This window comes from Pseudoalteromonas rhizosphaerae (genome assembly GCF_902498845.1).
Classification (GTDB): domain Bacteria; phylum Pseudomonadota; class Gammaproteobacteria; order Enterobacterales; family Alteromonadaceae; genus Pseudoalteromonas; species Pseudoalteromonas rhizosphaerae.
In genome coordinates, this window is the sequence record NZ_CABVLM010000011.1 from 18,877 (window position 1) to 38,421 (window position 19,545).

Annotated in this window: 18 protein-coding genes; 10 read left to right on the forward strand and 8 right to left on the reverse strand. The window is 42.7% G+C overall.

All coding sequences use genetic code 11. The annotated features are described in order from the left end of the window. Nucleotides 1-14 precede the first annotated feature (14 nt). Nucleotides 15-938, forward strand: coding sequence for an IS1595 family transposase (locus PSR9079_RS16380; protein ID WP_149982458.1), 924 nt, complete (start codon nt 15-17; stop codon nt 936-938). A gap of 146 nt (nt 939-1,084) precedes the next feature. Here the strand turns inward: PSR9079_RS16380 and PSR9079_RS16385 are convergent, their stop codons facing one another. From PSR9079_RS16385 to PSR9079_RS16415, 7 genes are all read right to left on the reverse strand, one after another. Next, nucleotides 1,085-1,846, reverse strand: a complete 762-nt coding sequence (locus tag PSR9079_RS16385) for an SDR family oxidoreductase (protein ID WP_145233291.1) — start codon at nt 1,844-1,846, stop codon at nt 1,085-1,087. 3 nt (nt 1,847-1,849) lie between these two features. Beyond that, nucleotides 1,850-2,740, reverse strand: coding sequence for a 3-hydroxyisobutyrate dehydrogenase (gene mmsB, locus PSR9079_RS16390; RefSeq protein ID WP_149982459.1), 891 nt, complete (start codon nt 2,738-2,740; stop codon nt 1,850-1,852). A gap of 4 nt (nt 2,741-2,744) precedes the next feature. Beyond that, the gene (locus PSR9079_RS16395) at nt 2,745-3,890 is read right to left on the reverse strand and encodes an enoyl-CoA hydratase/isomerase family protein (RefSeq protein WP_149982460.1); all 1,146 of its coding nucleotides are present in this window, start codon (nt 3,888-3,890) and stop codon (nt 2,745-2,747) included. Then, nucleotides 3,890-4,669 (reverse strand): enoyl-CoA hydratase, encoded by a 780-nt coding sequence (locus tag PSR9079_RS16400; protein ID WP_145233284.1) that lies wholly within the window; start codon nt 4,667-4,669, stop codon nt 3,890-3,892. The genes PSR9079_RS16395 and PSR9079_RS16400 overlap by 1 nt, the downstream gene beginning before the upstream one ends. Before the next feature lie 10 nt (nt 4,670-4,679). Next, a complete protein-coding gene (locus PSR9079_RS16405) occupies nt 4,680-5,837 on the reverse strand; it encodes an acyl-CoA dehydrogenase family protein (protein ID WP_149982461.1) in 1,158 nt (385 codons plus the stop codon). Nucleotides 5,838-5,961: 124 nt separating this feature from the next. Continuing rightward, complete coding sequence (locus PSR9079_RS16410) at nt 5,962-7,452, reverse strand: CoA-acylating methylmalonate-semialdehyde dehydrogenase (protein ID WP_149982462.1); 1,491 nt, start codon at nt 7,450-7,452, stop codon at nt 5,962-5,964. Nucleotides 7,453-7,541: 89 nt separating this feature from the next. Then, entirely contained in the window at nt 7,542-8,723 is a 1,182-nt protein-coding gene (locus PSR9079_RS16415) for a thiolase family protein (RefSeq protein ID WP_145233277.1), read from the reverse strand. Between the two features lie 329 nt (nt 8,724-9,052). Here PSR9079_RS16415 and PSR9079_RS16420 point away from each other — a divergent pair, with 329 nt between their 5' ends. The 8 genes from PSR9079_RS16420 (at nt 9,053) to PSR9079_RS16455 (ending at nt 17,437) form a co-directional block, all read left to right on the forward strand. Beyond that, complete coding sequence (locus tag PSR9079_RS16420; RefSeq protein ID WP_145233276.1) at nt 9,053-9,487, forward strand: MerR family transcriptional regulator; 435 nt, start codon at nt 9,053-9,055, stop codon at nt 9,485-9,487. Between the two features lie 63 nt (nt 9,488-9,550). Further along, entirely contained in the window at nt 9,551-10,726 is a 1,176-nt protein-coding gene (locus PSR9079_RS16425; RefSeq protein ID WP_145233275.1) for an isovaleryl-CoA dehydrogenase, read from the forward strand. 11 nt (nt 10,727-10,737) lie between these two features. Beyond that, nucleotides 10,738-12,345 carry a carboxyl transferase domain-containing protein gene (locus PSR9079_RS16430; RefSeq protein ID WP_149982463.1) on the forward strand — a complete coding sequence of 536 codons (1,608 nt, stop codon included), beginning with the start codon at nt 10,738-10,740 and terminating at the stop codon, nt 12,343-12,345. A gap of 10 nt (nt 12,346-12,355) precedes the next feature. Beyond that, a complete protein-coding gene (locus PSR9079_RS16435) occupies nt 12,356-13,126 on the forward strand; it encodes an enoyl-CoA hydratase/isomerase family protein (protein ID WP_149982464.1) in 771 nt (256 codons plus the stop codon). An 8-nt stretch (nt 13,127-13,134) separates the two neighbouring features. Then, entirely contained in the window at nt 13,135-15,111 is a 1,977-nt protein-coding gene (locus tag PSR9079_RS16440) for an acetyl/propionyl/methylcrotonyl-CoA carboxylase subunit alpha (RefSeq protein WP_149982465.1), read from the forward strand. Next, a complete protein-coding gene (locus tag PSR9079_RS16445) occupies nt 15,104-16,015 on the forward strand; it encodes a hydroxymethylglutaryl-CoA lyase (RefSeq protein WP_149982466.1) in 912 nt (303 codons plus the stop codon). Before PSR9079_RS16440 ends, PSR9079_RS16445 begins: the two co-directional genes overlap by 8 nt. Before the next feature lie 54 nt (nt 16,016-16,069). Further along, a complete protein-coding gene (locus PSR9079_RS16450; RefSeq protein WP_145233270.1) occupies nt 16,070-16,768 on the forward strand; it encodes a CoA transferase subunit A in 699 nt (232 codons plus the stop codon). 12 nt (nt 16,769-16,780) lie between these two features. Next, nucleotides 16,781-17,437 (forward strand): 3-oxoacid CoA-transferase subunit B, encoded by a 657-nt coding sequence (locus tag PSR9079_RS16455; protein ID WP_145233269.1) that lies wholly within the window; start codon nt 16,781-16,783, stop codon nt 17,435-17,437. Between the two features lie 103 nt (nt 17,438-17,540). Here the strand turns inward: PSR9079_RS16455 and PSR9079_RS16460 are convergent, their stop codons facing one another. Continuing rightward, a complete protein-coding gene (locus PSR9079_RS16460; protein WP_149982467.1) occupies nt 17,541-18,128 on the reverse strand; it encodes a zinc-ribbon domain-containing protein in 588 nt (195 codons plus the stop codon). A 444-nt stretch (nt 18,129-18,572) separates the two neighbouring features. On the opposite strand from PSR9079_RS16460, the gene PSR9079_RS16465 reads away from it, so the two are divergent. Then, entirely contained in the window at nt 18,573-19,451 is an 879-nt protein-coding gene (locus PSR9079_RS16465; RefSeq protein WP_145233266.1) for a LysR family transcriptional regulator, read from the forward strand. Nucleotides 19,452-19,545: the final 94 nt, after the last annotated feature.

The following is a 19,545-nucleotide window of genomic DNA, read 5'->3' on the forward strand; positions in this document are numbered from 1 at the left end:
ACGGCAGGTGCAATATGGCTTCCAAGCAGTTTCAAAATATACTACATCACATTACCAACTTAAATTACGCTCAACTTAAAAAGCTTCGCCACGAAGTTGAATCAAATATTGACACTAACCAAGTAGGTCAAGCCATTGCCGACCATGAAGAATCAATATCTCATTGCCCCCATTGTGATTCACATAATCTAAATCGTTGGGGAATGACAAAGCAAGGAATTCAGCGCTTTAAGTGTAAATCATGCAACAAAACATTTAATGCACTTGCAGACTCACCACTTTACCGAATGAAAAAGGCTGAGAAGTGGATCGAATATACCAAATTGATGTGGGAAGGCGTATCCCTTAGAAAATCAGCTAAAGCTTTGAATATAACACTTAGAACGTCATTTCGTTGGAGACATATGTTTATTAAAGCCCCTGCCAGCTTTAATCCTTCAGTACTAACGGGTGTTATTGAAGCTGATGAAACATCTTTACCAGAATCTTTTAAAGGTAAGAGGGTTATTAACCGTAAGTCCCGTAAACGTGGTGGTGGAAAAATCGAAAAAGTTCCTATTTTCATTGCTCTTGATCGTAGTGGTGCTATATCTCACAAGGTTTTAGAGCGAAATACAAAAGAAAATATTCAAGCACAATTGAAGCCTTTATTATCATCAGGCTCAGTGCTTTGTACTGATGGAAACTTATCGTATAAAGGTATTGCTAAAGAACTCGATATTGACCATAAACGCTTGATTGGCTTGGATAACCAAAGAGTGGTAGAAGGTATTTACCATATCCAAACACTTAATAATTATATGATGCGCTGGAAGGCATGGTTAAGACGTTTTAATGGCATTGGTACAGACTACATTGAGAATTATTTAAGCTGGTTTAGGTTTATGGAAGATAACACTGAGTATTCAGATCAAACATGGATAAAAGAGGCATTATGATATAAATTTTTAATACCCACACTCAACTACAACACAGCCCTATACATACAGTACCATTTAAAATGCTACTTTATTAACCAATTAAGCTATAAAACAAAAACGGCAAGCCGAGGCTTGCCGTTTTATTACACTTAAAAAAGGTTTACTTACAAACGAATACCGCCGTCAATCTCAACCACGCGACCGGTGAAGAAGTCGTTTTCGATAATATACTGCGCAGTGTGTGCAATTTCATCCGCTTCACCAAAGCGCCCTACGGGTGTTACTGCTAGCATACGCTGCTTGGCTTCTGGTTTCATAGCATCAGTCATATTAGTACGAATAACGCCCGGTGCAATGGCACCTACACGAATACCAAAACGGCCAAGCTCTTTTGCCCAACCTGTAGTCATTGCTACCACACCCGCTTTCGACGCAGCGTAGTTAGTTTGACCAATGTTACCTGCACGAGCAACACTCGACATATTAACTATCACGCCACCTTTACCCGATTCAATCATATGACATGCAGCTTCACGCCCCGCTAAAAACACGCCGGTTAAGTTTACATCAATCACTGACTTAAATTGATCAAGCGCCATTTTAGCAACCACTTTGCCTTCTTTAGCTTTGATAAACATACCATCGCGTAAAATACCGGCATTATTTATCAATACACCAATATGACCAAAATCTGTATTGATGGTATTAAATGTATTTACCACCGCATCTTCATCAGTCACATTGGCAACATAGGCTTTTACAGTTACACCATGTTGGCTAAGCTCAGCAACTGCATCATCTAACAGCGCTTGTTGCATATCAATTAACGCAATATTAGCACCAAGCGACGCAAGTTTATGCGCCATTGCAAAGCCTAAGCCTTGCGCGCCACCGGTGATCACCACGGTATTATTTTTAATTTCCACCTGTTACTCCTTCGAGAATAATTTAAATATGGCGCTAAAGTCTTCGCTGCCCGCACCTTGGTGTTGCAACATGGTATAAAGGTTTTTAGCCATTGACCCCATCGGGGTTACTGAATTACTTTGCTGCGCGGCTTCCATCGCAAGACCTAGGTCTTTAGCCATTAAGTCAACCATAAAGCCTGGTTTATAATCATTACTAGCAGGGGCTGTGTCCATCACACCTGGGCAAGGATTGTAAAGCTCAAGGGTCCAGTTACGACCAGAGCTGGCGGTCATAATGTCGCTCAGCACTTTTGCGTCAAGGCCATTATTTATACCCATTTGAATTGCTTCACTGGTTCCCGCCATTAAAATACTCAATAGCATGTTATTACAAATTTTTGCGACTTGTCCTGCGCCAATATCACCTGCATGAAAGATATTTTTACCCATATCAGTAAGCACCGGTTGGGCCTTAGCAAATTGCTCATCGCCACCACCGACGATAAAGGTCAGTGTACCTGCCGTTGCACCGGCAACACCACCGGATACCGGCGCGTCAACAAAGTCGATACCATGTTCACTAAGCTCAGCGCCTACGTCGCGTGCTGATGCTGCATCAATCGTTGAACAATCAATTACTAACGTTGACTTTGCTAAAATATGTACAAGTCCGGTATCACCTAAATAAAGTGACTTAACGTGCTTACTGGCCGGTAGCATGCTGATCAATACATCAACATCCGTTGCACAATGTTTAGCATCATCCGCGGCGATCGCGCCATTTTCAGCAAGTAGATTTACGACCGTTCGGTTTAAATCAAACACCTTAACCTGATGACCCGCTTTAACTAAGTTGGCAGCCATTGGGCCACCCATGTTACCTAAACCAATAAAACCAATAGAAAGTGACATAACATTATCCTTGTGTAAGTTGTTTTAGTGGATGTGAGTCGTGATCCCAACGTTGAACAAAAAAACTCTCGACTAATTCATCTGGGATCTGTTCAAGCGTTTTAAACTGCCAATTAGGCGCGCCGTCTTTATCAATCAGTAACGCACGAATACCTTCTTGAAACTCGCCGACTTCACCACAGCGAACCGACATACCCAGTTCCATTTGAAAACATTCGCCTAAACTTTTACCTTTTGAACTGGCAAGTTGACGCTCAACTAAGGCGCAACTGAGCGGGCAACCATGCTTTAATGCTTTTTGCGCTCGGGTAAGCCACGTATCGTCAGTTTCTAGATTTAAGATATAATTTACTTTATCGCGTAGATCAGTAAGCTCACCCAATTTTTGAATGGTGGCTAAATGCGCCTTTACATTGCCTTTTGGCATACGCCCAGAAACATTATCAAGTTCGGTAAGTAAACTGGTCAGCTTCTCGTGATTCAATGAAGCCGTTTTACCCCACTTAATGCTGCACAATTGCTCAATCAGAGTGTCGTATTTATCCGCTTTGAGGTAGTGATCAGCTAATGCCACATACATTGCATCGTCACAATTAATAGACGCTGCAGTTAACCCCAAAAATAAGCCGACATGTTCAGGCATTTTATGTAGAAAATAACTGCCGCCTACATCTGGGTATAAACCAATTGTTAGCTCAGGCATAGCTATACGTGAGTTCTCAGTTACCACACGATGACTTGCTCCCGCCATTAAGCCTAAACCGCCGCCCATCACAATACCATTACCCCAAACAAGGATCGGTTTATCATAACAATGAATGAGGTGGTCAAGGCGATACTCGTGAGCAAAGTAATCTTCTATTAGATTTGCCGGTTCACCGCTGTTCATAGCATTATGCAGGCTGACTACATCACCACCGGCACAAAATGCTTTATCCCCTGCCCCTTTAAGTATCACCATCGCAACACTACTGTCAGCCGCCCATGCGTTAAGTTGCGGCGCTAATAATTTGATCATCTCAAAATTAAGTGCATTTAACGATTTAGGGGAGTTGAGCGTGGCAAAACCAATGAGTGAGCCGTTTGCAGCGCTCGCAGTTTCAAACACCACGGGCGCATCTGGTGAATTTAATTGCGTTAACTCAATCATTAGCCATTCACCCAATTTGCTTTGCGTTTTTCTAGGAAGGCATTCACCCCTTCTTGTTGATCTTGTGTATCAAACAAACCAACAAATAACTCACGTTCAAGCGGTAATACATGCGCCATTGGCTGAGTGCGGCCCTTTTGGATCAGGGTTTTACAGGCACTAACAGCAACAGGACTTTGATCTGCCACTTGAGTAGCTAATTTAAGTGCCACAGCAAGACTTTCGCCTTGTGGTACCACTTCTTCAACTAAGCCGATTTGTAGGGCTTTATCTGCTTTTAGACGCTCACCACATAAGATCATACGTTTAGCCCAGCCTTCACCAACTAACCATGCTAGGTTTTGCGTGCCACCCGCACACGGTAGTAAACCTACTTTGGCTTCTGGTAGTGCCATTTGTGCTTGCTCTTCTGCAATGCGAATATCACATGCTAACGCCACTTCTAGACCACCACCCATGGCATAGCCATTGATCGCGGCAATGGATACACCTCTAAATGCAGTTAATGCTTCAAATGCGTCACCAAATACTTGCGACATAGTCGCTGCTACGCCTTTATCGCCACCAGCAAATACATTTAAATCAGCACCAGCACTGAAGAATTTTTCACCTTCACCGGTGATCACTAAGGAGTAAACATTTTTATTGTCATTGAGCTCATTTACCATATTTTTTAAGGCAATTAACGTGTCTTTAGTCCAGGTATTCGCTGGCGGATTAGACATGGTTAAAATCGCTACGTGACCTTCAATGGTTAATTCAATACTTGGGTTTGACATTTCGCGCTCCTTATAAAATATCGGCTGCTGATTCAGCTAAAATACGGCGTGCAATAATCACCCGCATGATCTCGTTAGTACCTTCAAGAATTTGATGAACGCGCACATCACGTACATGGCGCTCCAGTGGGTATTCTTTGATATAACCATAACCACCATGAATTTGTAGTGCGTCATTACACACAGTAAAACCGACATCAGTGGCAAAACGCTTTGCCATGGCGCAATAAGTAGTTTTTTCGCTGTCATTATTATCAAGTTTAAAAGCCGCTAAACGCACCATTTGACGCGCCGCAACAAGCTCTGTATTCATATCGGCAATTTTAAATTGCAGCGCTTGAAAAGCAGCCAACGGTTTACCAAATTGTGTGCGTTCTTTTAAGTATTCACGGGCTGTTTCAAGTGCCGCTTGGGCAGTGCCAATTGAACAAGTTGCAATATTTATACGCCCGCCATCAAGGCCTTGCATTGCAAACTTAAAGCCTTCACCTTCTTGACCTAATAAATTATGAGCAGGTATGCGTACATCTTCAAAACTAATTAATCGTGTTGGCTGCGCATTCCAGCCCATTTTTTCTTCTGCTTTACCGTATTCAACGCCTTTGGCATCAGCCGGTACTACAAACGCAGAAATACCTGCCGCACCTTCGCCGCCAGTACGCGCCATAACCACTAACACTTCGGTCTCGCCTGCGCCTGAGATAAACATTTTTGAGCCATTGATCACGTAATCATCGCCATCACGAACCGCTTTTGTTTTCAATGAGGCTGCATCGGAGCCTGAACCAGGCTCTGTTAAACAATAAGAAGCTAGTAGCTCTCCCATAACAAGTTGATCACAATATTGAGCTTTTGTTTGCTCAGTACCAAAACTTGCAATCATCCAGGTCGCCATATTGTGAATGGTCAACATGGCGGTTGTAGCTGTACAACCCATCGCCAACTGTTCAAAAATAATACTTGAATCTAAGCGCGACAGGCCTAAACCGCCTGCTTCCTCTGGCGTATACAAACCACAGAAACCCAGTTCACCTGCAGCTTTAATGGTATCTTTTGGAAAAATATGTTCGCGGTCCCATTTTGCTGCATAAGGAGCCAGTGCTGATTCTGAGAATTGACGAGCTGTTTGAGCAAATGCTTGCTGATCTTCTGTTAAATTAAAGTCCATTGGAGACCTCTTGTTTATAATTGCGTTGTCAAATTAGATATTCGTGAAGAGCAACGAAGGCAATATTGTGTGTGAAATAGCCTTCGTGCCCCTCTTTTTTATTATGTGGAGTAAGTTAAATTAGTTATTTAAGATTAATGCTCATGTTTGGGCCAGAGGCAATCTCATCTTCAAACCAACGTGAAGTAATTGTTTTGGTCTCAGTATAAAAACGAATACCTTGCTTACCGTACGTATGCGTATCGCCATAGAATGAACCTTTCCAACCGGTGAACGAAAAGAATGGCAGTGGCACAGGAATTGGTACGTTAATACCCACTTGACCGACTTCAATCTCATGTTGGAACTTACGCGCAACCGCACCACTTGAGGTGAATAACGACGTGCCATTCCCAAATGGAGAATCATTTATAAGCGCGATTGCTTCATCAAGCGAATCAACAAACATACACGCCAGTACTGGGCCAAAAATTTCTTCTTTGTATAAATCCATCTCAGTGGTGACGTCAGTAAATAAGGTAGGTCCTACCCAGTTACCTTTTTCATGGCCTGCAACAGTAAAATCAGAACCATCAATTAAACACGTTGCACCTTGCTCTTTACCTTGTGCAATCAGTGACAAAATACGCGCTTTGGCTGCGGTCGATGTTTGCGGACCATAGGCTGCATCTTTGTCATCCCACACACCCGGGCGCACATTGGCAAAACCGGCTTTGATGTCTTCAACCCAGTCTTTCGCTTGGCCAACAAACACCGCCACTGAAATACCCATACAACGCTGACCCGCAGCACCAACAGAGGCACCAACAAGGTTATTAACTACATGTGAGCGACTTGCATCAGGCATGATCACCATGTGGTTTTTAGCACCGACACAGGCTTGTACACGTTTCAAATTAGCCGTGCCTTTAGAGTAAATGTATTCACCTACGCCACACGAGCCAACAAACGAAATTGCGCGTACTGCGGGATCTTCTAATAAGCGGTCAACTTGTACTTTAGTGCCATGAACAACTTGTAGTACACCTGCAGGTGCGCCGGCTTCAATGAACAGTTCAGCGAGTCGCATTGGCGTCAGCGGATCTTGCTCAGAGGGTTTTAAAATAAAGGTGTTACCACAGACAATCGCCAGTGGGAACATCCATAGTGGGATCATCGCTGGAAAGTTAAACGGCGTAATACCCGCGCACACACCCAGTGGTTGCATGTATGAGTAAGTATCGATTTTACGGGCCACGTTTTCCATGGTTTCGCCCATCATTAAAGATGGCGCATTAGCTGCTTGCTCAACCACTTCAATACCACGCCAAACATCGCCTTTGGCATCTTCAAAGGTTTTGCCTAATTCATGGCAAATAATGGTGGCTAGTTCATCGTGGTGCTCTTTTAAAAGTGCTGCATACTTCATCATAATGCGCGCACGTTCAGTAATTGGCACGTCTTTCCAGCTTTTAAAGGTGTCTTTGGCAGATGCGATAGCCGCATCCATTTCAGCGTCGGTAGCACACGGAACTTGTGCTAACACTTCTTGGTTTGCTGGATTAATAACGTCAATCAGTTGATCTGATGTTGATTGAACAAATTCGCCGTTGATCAGTAATGGTACTTGGTGCATAACGCACTCCTCCCCAGAGGGTAATAAATTAAGCCGCAGTAGTTATTGTTAAAAGAGCCTACGGCTGTAAGAGTTTAAATTTAACTAATTTATAGTGCTTCAACCGCCAGTGCGACCGCCTCGCCACCGCCAATACATAAAGATGCTACGCCTTTTTTCAGGCCACGATTTTTAAGAGCATGGATAAGTGTCACTAAAATACGTGCGCCGCTAGCACCAATTGGGTGGCCAAGTGCACAAGCACCACCATTAACATTCACTTTGCTGGCATCAAGTTTTAATTCATTAATCGCCAACATTGTTACCATGGCGAATGCTTCGTTAATTTCCCATAAGTCAACGTCGTCAGTTGTCCAGCCTGCTTTTGCAAGCAAACTATTCATTGCGCCAACAGGAGCAAGAGTAAACTCACTTGGTTTTTGAGAATGGGTACTGTGCGCAACAATACGACACAGTGGCGTAAGCCCTTGTGCTTTGGCGTGCGATTCACTCATTAAAATAAGGGCTGCGCCACCGTCTGAAATTGACGATGAATTAGCCGCAGTGATGGTGCCGTCTTTTTTAAACGCAGCACGCAGACCGGGAATTTTTTCTGGGCGTGCATTACCTGGTTGCTCGTCAATGCTGATGGTTACATCGCCCTTGCGAGAGCTAATAGTGTGCGGCGCAATTTCATTTACAAAATCGCCATTTGCAATCGCTGCATTGGCTTTGGTCAGTGAATTAAGCGCAAATTCATCCATTTGCTCGCGGCCAATACCGTATTCATCAGCCGTATCTTGAGCAAAACAGCCCATCGCTTTATTATCGTATGCGTCTTCTAGGCCATCACTCATCATGTGATCTTTAATTTCGCCATGGCCCATACGCATACCGCCACGCGCTTTAGGAATAAAATATGGCGAGTTGGTCATGCTTTCCATGCCACCTGCAACCGCGCTGTTAATTGAACCGGCTTTAATTAAATCATGTGCAAGCATGGCGGCCTTTAAACCTGAACCACATACTTTGTTGATGGTCGTAGCGCCAGTACTGCGCGCAAGACCTGCTTTTAACATTGCTTGACGTGCTGGCGCTTGACCTAAACCTGCCGGTAATACACAGCCCATGATCACTTCATCAATAGCTGTATCGCTTAATCCGGTGTCAGCAAGCGCACTGGCAATGGCTGTTGCACCTAACTCAGTGGCGGCTGCATCACTAAGGGCTCCCATAAAACCACCCATTGGGGTGCGTTTTGCTGCTACAATAACAACGGCTTCGGTAGTCATAAAAAAGGCTCCATTTTATAATTGGCTATATTCATATGCAGAGATTAGCCAAACACTGTAATTTATAATCTGCTTATGAGCATACATAATATTTACGTTTACGCCAACGTAAATCTAAAATCAAGATTTTTGCGCCCAACGAAAGTGTAAACATATCTTTATTTTGCTGTAGCCTAATACAAACAGCGCCCCTGCAAGCTGCATTAATACAGGTTACACCTGCTGTTTATGGCTTTAGGTTATTAGTCTAAAGTATAAGTTCTACAATCCACTTTACCTTTACGTAAACTTCACTTATATTGGAGTTATTCGAATGAGGTAAAAACACTATGAATCAAGATAATCAAACAAACTTTGCAAGTTCAGCCGCCGAACCGGCAAGCAATGAACAAACCTTTAGTATCAGTGAACTGGCTAAAGAGTTTGATATAACCACCCGCTCAATTCGCTTTTACGAAGATCAGGGCTTAATTTCACCTGAGCGTAATGGCCAAACCCGTATTTATTCAAAACGCGATAAAGTGCGTTTAAAACTTATTTTACGTGGCAAGCGGTTAGGTTTTACCTTAGCTGAAACAGGCCGTTTGTTTGAACTTTATGATGCCGATAAATCCAGCGCTAAACAGTTAGTGACTATGCTTGACTTAATTTCAGATAAAAAAGCTGATCTAAGCCAACAAATGGATGACATTAAAGTTGTCTTGATGGAATTAGTAACCGCAGAGCGTCGTTGTCGCGACACCTTAAATCAATTAGATGAATAACTAGTTTTAAACAATAACGATTAAATGACTATTCATTAACAGTCTCTCACACAGGAATGAATCATGAGCACTATTTCACTATATAAAGAAATGAACTTTGGCCTTGGCGAAACCGCAGATATGATCCGCGATCATGTAAACAGTTTTGCTAGCCAAGAAATTGCCCCTTTAGCTGAAAAAACCGATCTTGATAATGCGTTTCCTAATCAGCTTTGGCCACAACTTGGCGAAATGGGCTTACTAGGTATGACCGTACCCGAAGAGCTCGGTGGTGCCGGTCTTGGTTACCTTGAACACGTAATCGCAATGGAAGAAATTAGCCGAGCGAGTGCCTCTATCGGCCTAAGTTACGGTGCTCATTCTAACCTGTGTGTTAATCAAATTAATCGCAATGGCACGCAAGCACAAAAAGAAAAATACTTACCTAAATTAATTAGTGGTGAGCACATTGGTGCCCTTGCCATGAGTGAGCCAAACGCAGGCTCTGACGTAGTATCAATGAAACTTAAAGCCGAGAAAAAAGGCGATAAGTACATTTTAAACGGTAATAAAATGTGGATCACCAATGGTCCAGATGCGCATACTTTAGTGATCTATGCTAAAACTGATTTAACCGCTGGAGCTAAAGGCATCACCGCATTTATTGTTGAGAGTAATTTCCCTGGTTTTTCTACCGCCCAAAAACTCGACAAACTCGGGATGCGCGGCTCAAATACCTGTGAATTAGTGTTCGAAAACTGTGAAGTACCAGAAGAGAATATTCTTGGCAATTTAAACGAAGGCGTTAAGGTACTAATGAGTGGCCTTGATTATGAACGTGTTGTGCTAGCGGCAGGCCCGCTGGGGATCATGCAAGCCTGTATGGATATTGTAGTACCGTATATTCATGAACGTAAGCAGTTTGATACACCGATTGGTCAATTTCAGCTGATACAAGGCAAAGTAGCCGACATGTATACACAAATGAATGCAGCCCGCTCTTATGTATACACTGTTGCGCGTTCATGTGATCGCGGTGAAACGACCCGTAAAGATGCCGCAGGCGCAATTTTATATGCGGCAGAGCTGGCAACTAAAATGGCACTTGATGCTATTCAAATTCTTGGTGGTAACGGTTATATCAACGAATACGCCACTGGCCGCCTATTGCGTGACGCTAAGCTTTATGAAATTGGTGCCGGTACCTCGGAAATTCGTCGCATGCTAATTGGTCGCGAATTATTTACTGAAAGCCGTTAAGGATAAGCGCTATGACTATTTTAAAATCAAGCGTCAACCCTCACGACCCGCAGTTTTTGCAAAATCATAAAAATATGGCGGCACTGGTTGATGATTTACGCGATAAAGTAAGCGAGATCAGTCAAGGTGGTGGCGTAGCGTTAATAGAACGCCATGAAAGCCGTGGTAAAATGTTCGTGCGTGAACGCATTAGTACCTTACTTGACGAAGGTTCACCATTTTTAGAGATTTCACAATTTGCAGCCTTTGGTGTTTATGAGCAAGCGATTCCTTGTGCCGGTGTAGTTGCTGGTATTGGCCGTGTTAAAGGCGTTGAATGTATGATCATCGCCAATGATGCGACAGTTAAGGGCGGCACCTATTTTCCACTAACCGTTAAAAAACATTTACGCGCACAAGATATTGCCGAGCGGTGTCACCTACCGTGTATATATTTGGTTGATTCAGGTGGTGCCAACCTACCTGAGCAAGATGATGTATTTCCTGACAAACTGCACTTTGGTCGTATTTTTTATAATCAAGCGCGTATGTCGGGCAAAGGCATTCCACAAATTGCAGTCGTTATGGGTTTATGTACCGCAGGTGGCGCGTACGTGCCTGCAATGGCCGACGAAAGCATCATTGTAAAAGAGCAAGGCACAATATTTTTAGCCGGCCCACCGCTGGTAAAAGCGGCTACAGGTGAAGAGGTAACCGCAGAAGAACTTGGCGGCGCTGATGTCCACTGTAAAACATCAGGGGTTGCCGATCATTACGCTGAAAATGACGCTCATGCGTTATCAATTGCTCGCCAATGTATTGAACGAATTAATTATCAACGCCCTACTTCGCCAATATTAGAGCAAGTAAAAGCACCCCGTTATGATATTAACGAATTATACGGCATTGTTGGCACCGATCTTAAAAAGCCATTTGATGTTCGCGAAGTGATTGCACGTACCGTGGATGACTCTTCGTTTGATGAGTTTAAACGTTACTTTGGCGATACCTTAGTGACTGGGTTTGCGAAAATCTATGGTCATCCGGTTGGGATTGTTGCTAACAATGGCATTTTGTTTAGTGAGTCAGCTCAAAAAGGCGCGCACTTTATACAGCTGTGCGCACAACGAAATATTCCACTGGTGTTTTTACAAAATATTACCGGCTTTATGGTAGGTAAAAAATACGAAGCCGAAGGCATTGCTAAACACGGCGCTAAAATGGTGATGGCTGTTTCGTGTGCTGATGTTCCAAAATTTACCGTATTAATTGGCGGCTCTTATGGCGCAGGTAACTATGGCATGTGTGGTCGTGCGTTTGAACCGACTATGATGTGGATGTGGCCTAATGCGCGTATTTCTGTGATGGGCGGCGAACAAGCAGCAGGCGTTATGGCGCAAGTTAAACAAGATGGTTTAGCCCGTAAAGGCCAAAGCATGACTGATGAGCAAATCAGCGAGTTTAAACAGCCGATTATCGAGCAATACGAGCAACAAGGTCATCCATACTATGCCAGCGCCCGTTTGTGGGATGACGGTATCATCGATCCAGCAGATACCCGAAGTGTGCTAGGTTTAGCTCTCAGTGCTGCAGCCAATGCACCAAAACGTGATTCGCAATTCGGCGTATTTAGAATGTAAGGACGTGAGTATGTCAGTAACACTACAAATAACTAAATCAAATGTGGCTGTACTCGTTTTAAGTCGCCCTGAAAAGCGCAATGCCTTTAACGAGCAAGTGATCCAAGAACTTATTCAATGTATAGAGCATGCTAATAGCTTAGATGTACGCGCCCTTGTTTTAAAAACTGAGGGAGAGCATTTCTCTGCAGGGGCTGATCTTAATTGGATGAAGTCCATGGCAAACAATGACTTTAGTGAGAATCTTGCGGATTCAAAACAACTTGCCAAATTAATGCATGTATTAGCCAGCAGCCCACTGCCAACGGTATGTGCTGTGCAAGGCGCGGCATTTGGCGGCGCACTGGGCTTAATTGCCTGTTGTGACATAGCCATATGCCAAGACAATGCACAGTTTTGTTTAAGCGAAGTAAAACTTGGCCTCATTCCAGCTGTAATCAGCCCGTATGTGATCAGAGCCATTGGCGAGCGCGCTGCACGTCGTTATTTTTTAACCGCTGAGATTTTTGATGCCCACACAGCCAAGCAATTAGGCTTAATTCATCAAGTAACCGGTAAACTTGAATGCGCGCTTGATCAACTACTCGAAACACTGATCAACAACGGCCCTGTCGCGGTTCGCGCAGCAAAACAATTGATCAACGATGTAGCTGGCCATGATATTAATGAACAAATCATAAATTTAACCGCAGAGCGTATCGCCAAAATTCGCGTATCTGAAGAAGGTCAAGAAGGATTATCTGCCTTTTTTGAAAAACGCCCACCAAATTGGCAAAAATAGGGATCACCATGAGCACACAATCATTACAAAAAATTCTTATTGCTAATCGCGGCGAAATTGCCTGTCGGGTTATGCGTACCGCAAAGCAAATGGGCTTAATCACTGTGGCGGTTTACTCTGATGCAGATAAAAATTCACAACATGTAAAACTCGCCGATGAAGCCTACCATATTGGCGCAGCGCCGAGTAAAGACTCCTATTTGGTGGCTGATAAAATTATTCAAGTAGCACTGGATGCAGGTGCTGATTGCATTCACCCTGGTTACGGCTTTTTATCTGAGAACAGTGAATTTGCAAAGGCCTGTGAAGCCAATAATATTGCGTTTATAGGCCCACCAGCGAGCAGTATCGAAGCAATGGGCTCAAAAACCCGCGCCAAAGAAATAATGGCAGCCGCGAATGTACCATTAGTACCTGGTTATTATGGTGACAAACAAGATCCTGCGTTTTTACAAGCTGAAGCTGAAAAAATTGGTTACCCAGTGCTTATCAAAGCAGCCTTTGGTGGCGGTGGTAAAGGCATGCGCGTGGTTGAACATGCAAAAGACTTTATCAGTGCTCTACAAGGTGCACAGCGTGAGGCAATCGCCGGTTTTGGTAACGACTTAGTACTACTTGAGCGCTATGTTAATAAACCACGCCATGTTGAAGTGCAAGTTTTTGCTGATAATCACGGTAACTGTGTGTACTTAGGTGATCGTGATTGTTCATTACAACGCCGCCATCAAAAGGTGATTGAAGAAGCCCCCGCGCCTGGTTTATCTGACGAACTACGTAAAGAAATGGGCGAAGCCGCTGTACGCTGCGCACTTGCGATCAATTACCGAGGTGCAGGCACGGTGGAGTTTTTACTGTGTGGCGATGAATTCTTCTTTATGGAAATGAACACCCGGCTGCAAGTTGAGCACCCTGTTACTGAAATGGTGACTGGTGTCGATTTAGTTAATTGGCAAATTAACGTCGCCGCAGGTAACCCATTACCCATGCAACAAAGTGATATCCAATTACAGGGCCACAGCTTTGAAGCGCGTATTTACGCCGAAGATCCAAGCAATGACTTTATTCCTTGCTCTGGTACCATCAATGGCTTGTATATACCAGTTCAATCTGAGTATGTACGCATTGATACTGGGATCATGCAAGGGGATGAGATCAGTCCATTTTACGATCCTATGATCGCTAAATTGATCGTTCATGATGACTCGCGCGAGCAAGCTTTAGCACGATTAAGCACAGCCCTTGAACAATTTCATTTAGCGGGCTTTAGTTGTAATGTGAGCTTTTTACACACCCTTGCTAACCATGCAACCTTTAAGCAAGGCGCTCCTGATACTCACTTTATTGAAGAGCAAGGCGATGCGTTGCTTAAAGTTGATCAACAACACGCTGTTAGTAGCCGCATTATAGCTGCATTTAGCTATTTAACTGGGCTTAATCGTCAAGGAACTCAGAACGTATGGGACAGTCTAGCTGGTTTTAAACTCAATGCAGAAGCAACAATCAAGGTGCCATTCGTTGATAATGCGATCACTGCAACAGCTCATCAAGCGGGGTACACAGTCCGCATCGATGAGGTTGACTATACAACCTCTGGCAGTATCGACAATAACCTGTGTAGTGTATTTATCAATGGCAATAAACATATCGCCCATGTGGTTACTGCAGACAATACCATCACAGTAATGTACAAAGCATTGCAAACTACCTTTGATATTTTTGATAAACACTATATCAGTGATCACGAAAGCGATGCCCTACCGCTTGCAGCACCACTTAACGGTACCGTTGTAAAACACCTTATTGACGTTGGCAGCACCATCACAAAAGGTGATGCTGTGGTGATCATTGAAGCCATGAAAATGGAATATACGCTCACCGCCCCCCATGATGGTGTATTGCAAAGCTATTGTTTTGCAGAAGGTGCTCTGGTGAGTCATGGTGCCCTATTAGCAATTGTCAGCGATGAGAGCGCAGCAGATGAATAGTACACTACCAAGTCATGTTCGCATTGTTGAAGTGGGTGCCCGTGATGGCTTACAAAACGAGCGTGCAGTAACTACTCAAGATAAGGTAACCTTAATTAACGCTCTTGCTGATGCAGGTATTAAAGACATTGAAGCAGGCGCATTTGTATCACCGAAATGGGTACCACAAATGGCCGATTCCAGCAATGTGATCAGTGCGCTTGATTTACCTACGACTAATTTAACGGCACTTACGCCTAACTTAAAAGGTGCAGAAGCAGCCCATGCTGTAGGTATTAAAGAATTTGCTATTTTTACTGCTGCCAGTGAAGCCTTTTGTCAAAAGAATATTAACTGCTCAATTGACCAAAGCATAGCCCGCTTTACTGATGTAATGGCCTTTGCTAAATCACATAATATTCGTGTTCGTGGTTATGTTAGTTGTGTGCTTGGCTGCCCATACGAAGGCGATATCGATCCGCAGCGCGTACTACAAGTATGTCAAAAGTTATTAGACCTTGGTTGTTACGAAGTAAGCCTAGGTGACACTATTGGCGTAGGTACCGCAAAAAAGGTCGATGAGCTGTTGGACGTGCTACTAGCTGAAATTGATAAGTCATTGTTAGCTGTTCATTTTCACGACACTTATGGTCAAGCGCTCACAAATATTTACACTGCCTTAAAGCGAGGTATAGCAACGGTTGACAGTGCGGTTGCAGGCCTTGGTGGCTGCCCTTATGCAAAGGGTGCGTCAGGAAATGTTGCCACTGAAGATGTAGTTTACTTACTACAAGGACTTGGCATAGAGCATGGAATTGATTTAGAAAGACTGGCTAAAGCTGGTTGGGCAATTTGCACGGCATTAAATAAACAACCTGTGAGCAAGGTATCCTTGGCACTTAAAAATCAAACTACTGATCAATAGTCTATATTTAGCCTTAAATTAGTAGTCATATAATTACAAATAAGGAGTGGGCCCATGGCCGGTTTCGATAAAGTGGTTTCAAGTTATGAAGCTGCAATGGAAGGCTTAAAAGATGGCGATACCATTATCGCTGGTGGTTTTGGTTTATGCGGTATCCCTGAGGGGTTGATCAGCGAAATCAAACGTAAACAAACCAAAGAACTTACTGTGGTATCGAATAACTGCGGTGTAGATGATTTTGGTTTAGGTATTTTATTGCACGACAAGCAAATTAAAAAAATTATTGCCTCCTACGTGGGTGAAAATGCCCTATTCGAACAGCAATTGTTGAGCGGCGAAATTGATGTAGAGCTTACTCCGCAAGGTACGCTGGCTGAAAAAATGCGTGCCGGTGGTGCTGGCATTCCTGCTTTTTATACAGCAACAGGTTACGGTACGCCTGTGGCAGAAGGTAAAGATGTAAAAGAATTTAACGGACGCCCTTATATCTTAGAAGAATCAATCACTGGTGAGTTTGCCATTGTAAAAGCATGGAAAGCGGACCGTTATGGTAATTTAGTGTTTCGACACACGGCGATGAACTTCAACCCAATGGCCGCAACAGCAGGTAAAATTACCGTTGCTGAAGTTGAAGAAATTGTTGAACCAGGCGAACTTGAGCCAAGCCAAATTCACACCCCTGGTATTTTTGTTAATCGCGTGATCAAAGGTAACTTTGAAAAACGCATTGAACGTGTAACCACTCGCGATTAAGGAGCAATAATTATGGCATTATCACGTGAACAAGTCGCAATGCGCGTTGCACAAGAACTACAAGACGGTTATTACGTTAACCTCGGTATCGGTATTCCTACGTTAGTGGCAAACTACGTACCTGATAACATTGAGGTGATGTTACAGTCTGAAAATGGCTTACTAGGCATGGGGCAATACCCTACTAAAGCAGAGCTTGATGCAGATATGATCAACGCGGGTAAAGAAACCGTGACAGCAGCTAAAGGCGCAGCCATATTTAATAGTGCAGATAGTTTTGCAATGATCCGTGGAGGTCATGTAGACTTAACTGTTCTAGGTGCATTTGAAGTTGACCAAAACGGTAGTATCGCATCGTGGATGATCCCTAAAAAATTGATCAAAGGCATGGGCGGCGCGATGGACCTTGTCGCTGGTGCAAAAAATATTATCGTTACTATGACCCATGCAAGTAAACATGGTGACTCGAAACTGCTAGAAAGTTGCTCTTTACCTTTAACTGGTGTTAACTGTGTGAAGAAAATAGTAACAGATTTAGCCGTGTTAGAAGTCAAAGACGGCGCATTTCATCTTTTAGAACGCGCACCGGGCGTGTCAGTTGATGAAATTATTAGTAAAACAGCAGGTAAATTACTTGTTGATGGTGAAATCCCTGAGATGGTTTTTTAATTTAACGCTCAGGTCCACCCTGTACCGACCTCATTCCCAGTGCCAATGGCGCTGAGTTACCCAAAATCCCTCGCAAGAGGGATTTTTTTTATCCTGTTGCTTATCAATCCATCAAATAGACTCTCGTAACATCTATTTTCTTACCTGAAATTATTACAATATTCTCATCTTCTCGATATGACAATTTACCTAGTTCTTCATACCTCCAACGCCCCCAATCATTTAAATCACTTTGCCATCCTGCCCATACAATTTCCTTATCAGTAACATTACAAACATATTGCCAATTAGTCATATCAGAGTTTCTAGTATATTCAACATAGGTATGATTACCATGCTGATTGTATGCAGAAACATGAGTAAATGGTTTATGAAAAACTGTTCCTATATAAGCTCTACAGAGTCTTGATTTATCTTCAGCTGAGTAAAATTCACTTTCTTCTTTATCTGGGGCTAAAGCAGCAATAACTAACAAGAATATAAAAACTATAACGGCTTTATTGAAGTGTTTATTTTGCGGAATAGTTACTAATGGAAAATTATTGTGAGTGCTCTTAGGCTCACTAGTACAAGAGGCTTTAAATGTAATTACTTCCTTTAAGCTAAGGCCACAATTAAAGCAAAACTTATTAGAATCTTGGTTTTCCTTTCCACAATTTGTACAAAACATTATCAGTAAATCCTTTTTCATTTTTCTACTATTATTGTGTTTTGTTACATTAATGTCTAATCAAGATTGGTTGTGCTTCATATCTCCACTTTATTTTTGTACACAAATAGGTATTATTACGTCACACAATTACACTAAAATTGCCCCTTCAAAGTTCATTACAAGAGTTGCATCCCTCGCAAGAGGGATTTTTTTTGGCTGCACCAATTTGTCACACAAATAGCGTATAATGCCCCATGATTGTGAAAATCACTGAAATTGCTTAAACATATAATTTAATAAGCAACGGAAATAACTTAATATATTAGCTATTTAAATACTTATAGCAGATTAAACAATCCAATAAAGTCTATTTATTAGGCATTCTGGCAAATATTACCTATTCCCATACTTTAAGCAGAGGTTTTTTGCAAATTGGGATAATAATTGCTTAACTAACGTTATTGAGAATTACTAACATCGACTATGCAAACACCTATTAGAGGATTACGTTCATTTTGTTTTGCGGCAAGAACGCTAAGCTTTAAAGAAGCCGCCAATCAGCTTTATTTGACTCCATCTGCAGTTAGTCATCAGATAAAGCAACTAGAAGAACAGTTAGGGATTGAGCTGTTTGAACGCCAAACACGCTCGATCAGACTTACAGCTGCGGGGAAAAACTTTTATGACTCGGTATCACCACTTATAAAAGCACTCGAAAAAACCATTAACGAATTTAGTCAGCTGCAAGAAAATATAACCATCAGCATTACTTTGCCAGAGTTTTTTGCCAGTGAGTTATTAATGCCGAAACTGAGCGAGTGGACTGTTGAGCACCCTAAAACCAATTTACAGCTAAACACCATGAAAACGCGTAAAGAGTTAACAAAACAAAGTGATCTATCTATTGTGCTGTCGTCTTCGAAGCCAATTGAAGGTGTTGTTCACGAGCTGTTTTCATTACAATACACACCGGCTTGTAATAAAGAAAATTGGCAACAGTGGCACAAAAAGCCACTCGAAGCATTACAACAAGTGCCGTTAATTTTGCATAAAGCGCGTCCTTGGGCTTGGCATCAATGGGCTGAACATGCAGGCCTTGATGACTTTTCACCCAAGCAAATTATACAAGTAGATAGTATGTTTGGTGTTGCTCGCGCGGCGCAACAAGGTATGGGAATAGCGCTAATTCCTTTGCCAATTAGTCAAACATGGTTTGACGAAGGCTGGTTATGCAACTTTACTGATGAACCATTAGTGACCAAGGATAAATACTATTTAGTACAGCACTACCCTGGCGAGGCAAATGCACAGCTTGAGCTATTTATAAAATGGCTGCTAGACACATTTAAACACTTAAAATAAAGCCAATAACAGTGATGATCCGACATTAATTGTACTCTTATAATTTGATATACAACTCATTAAATACGATAAACCCAGCTCAATGGGTTTATCG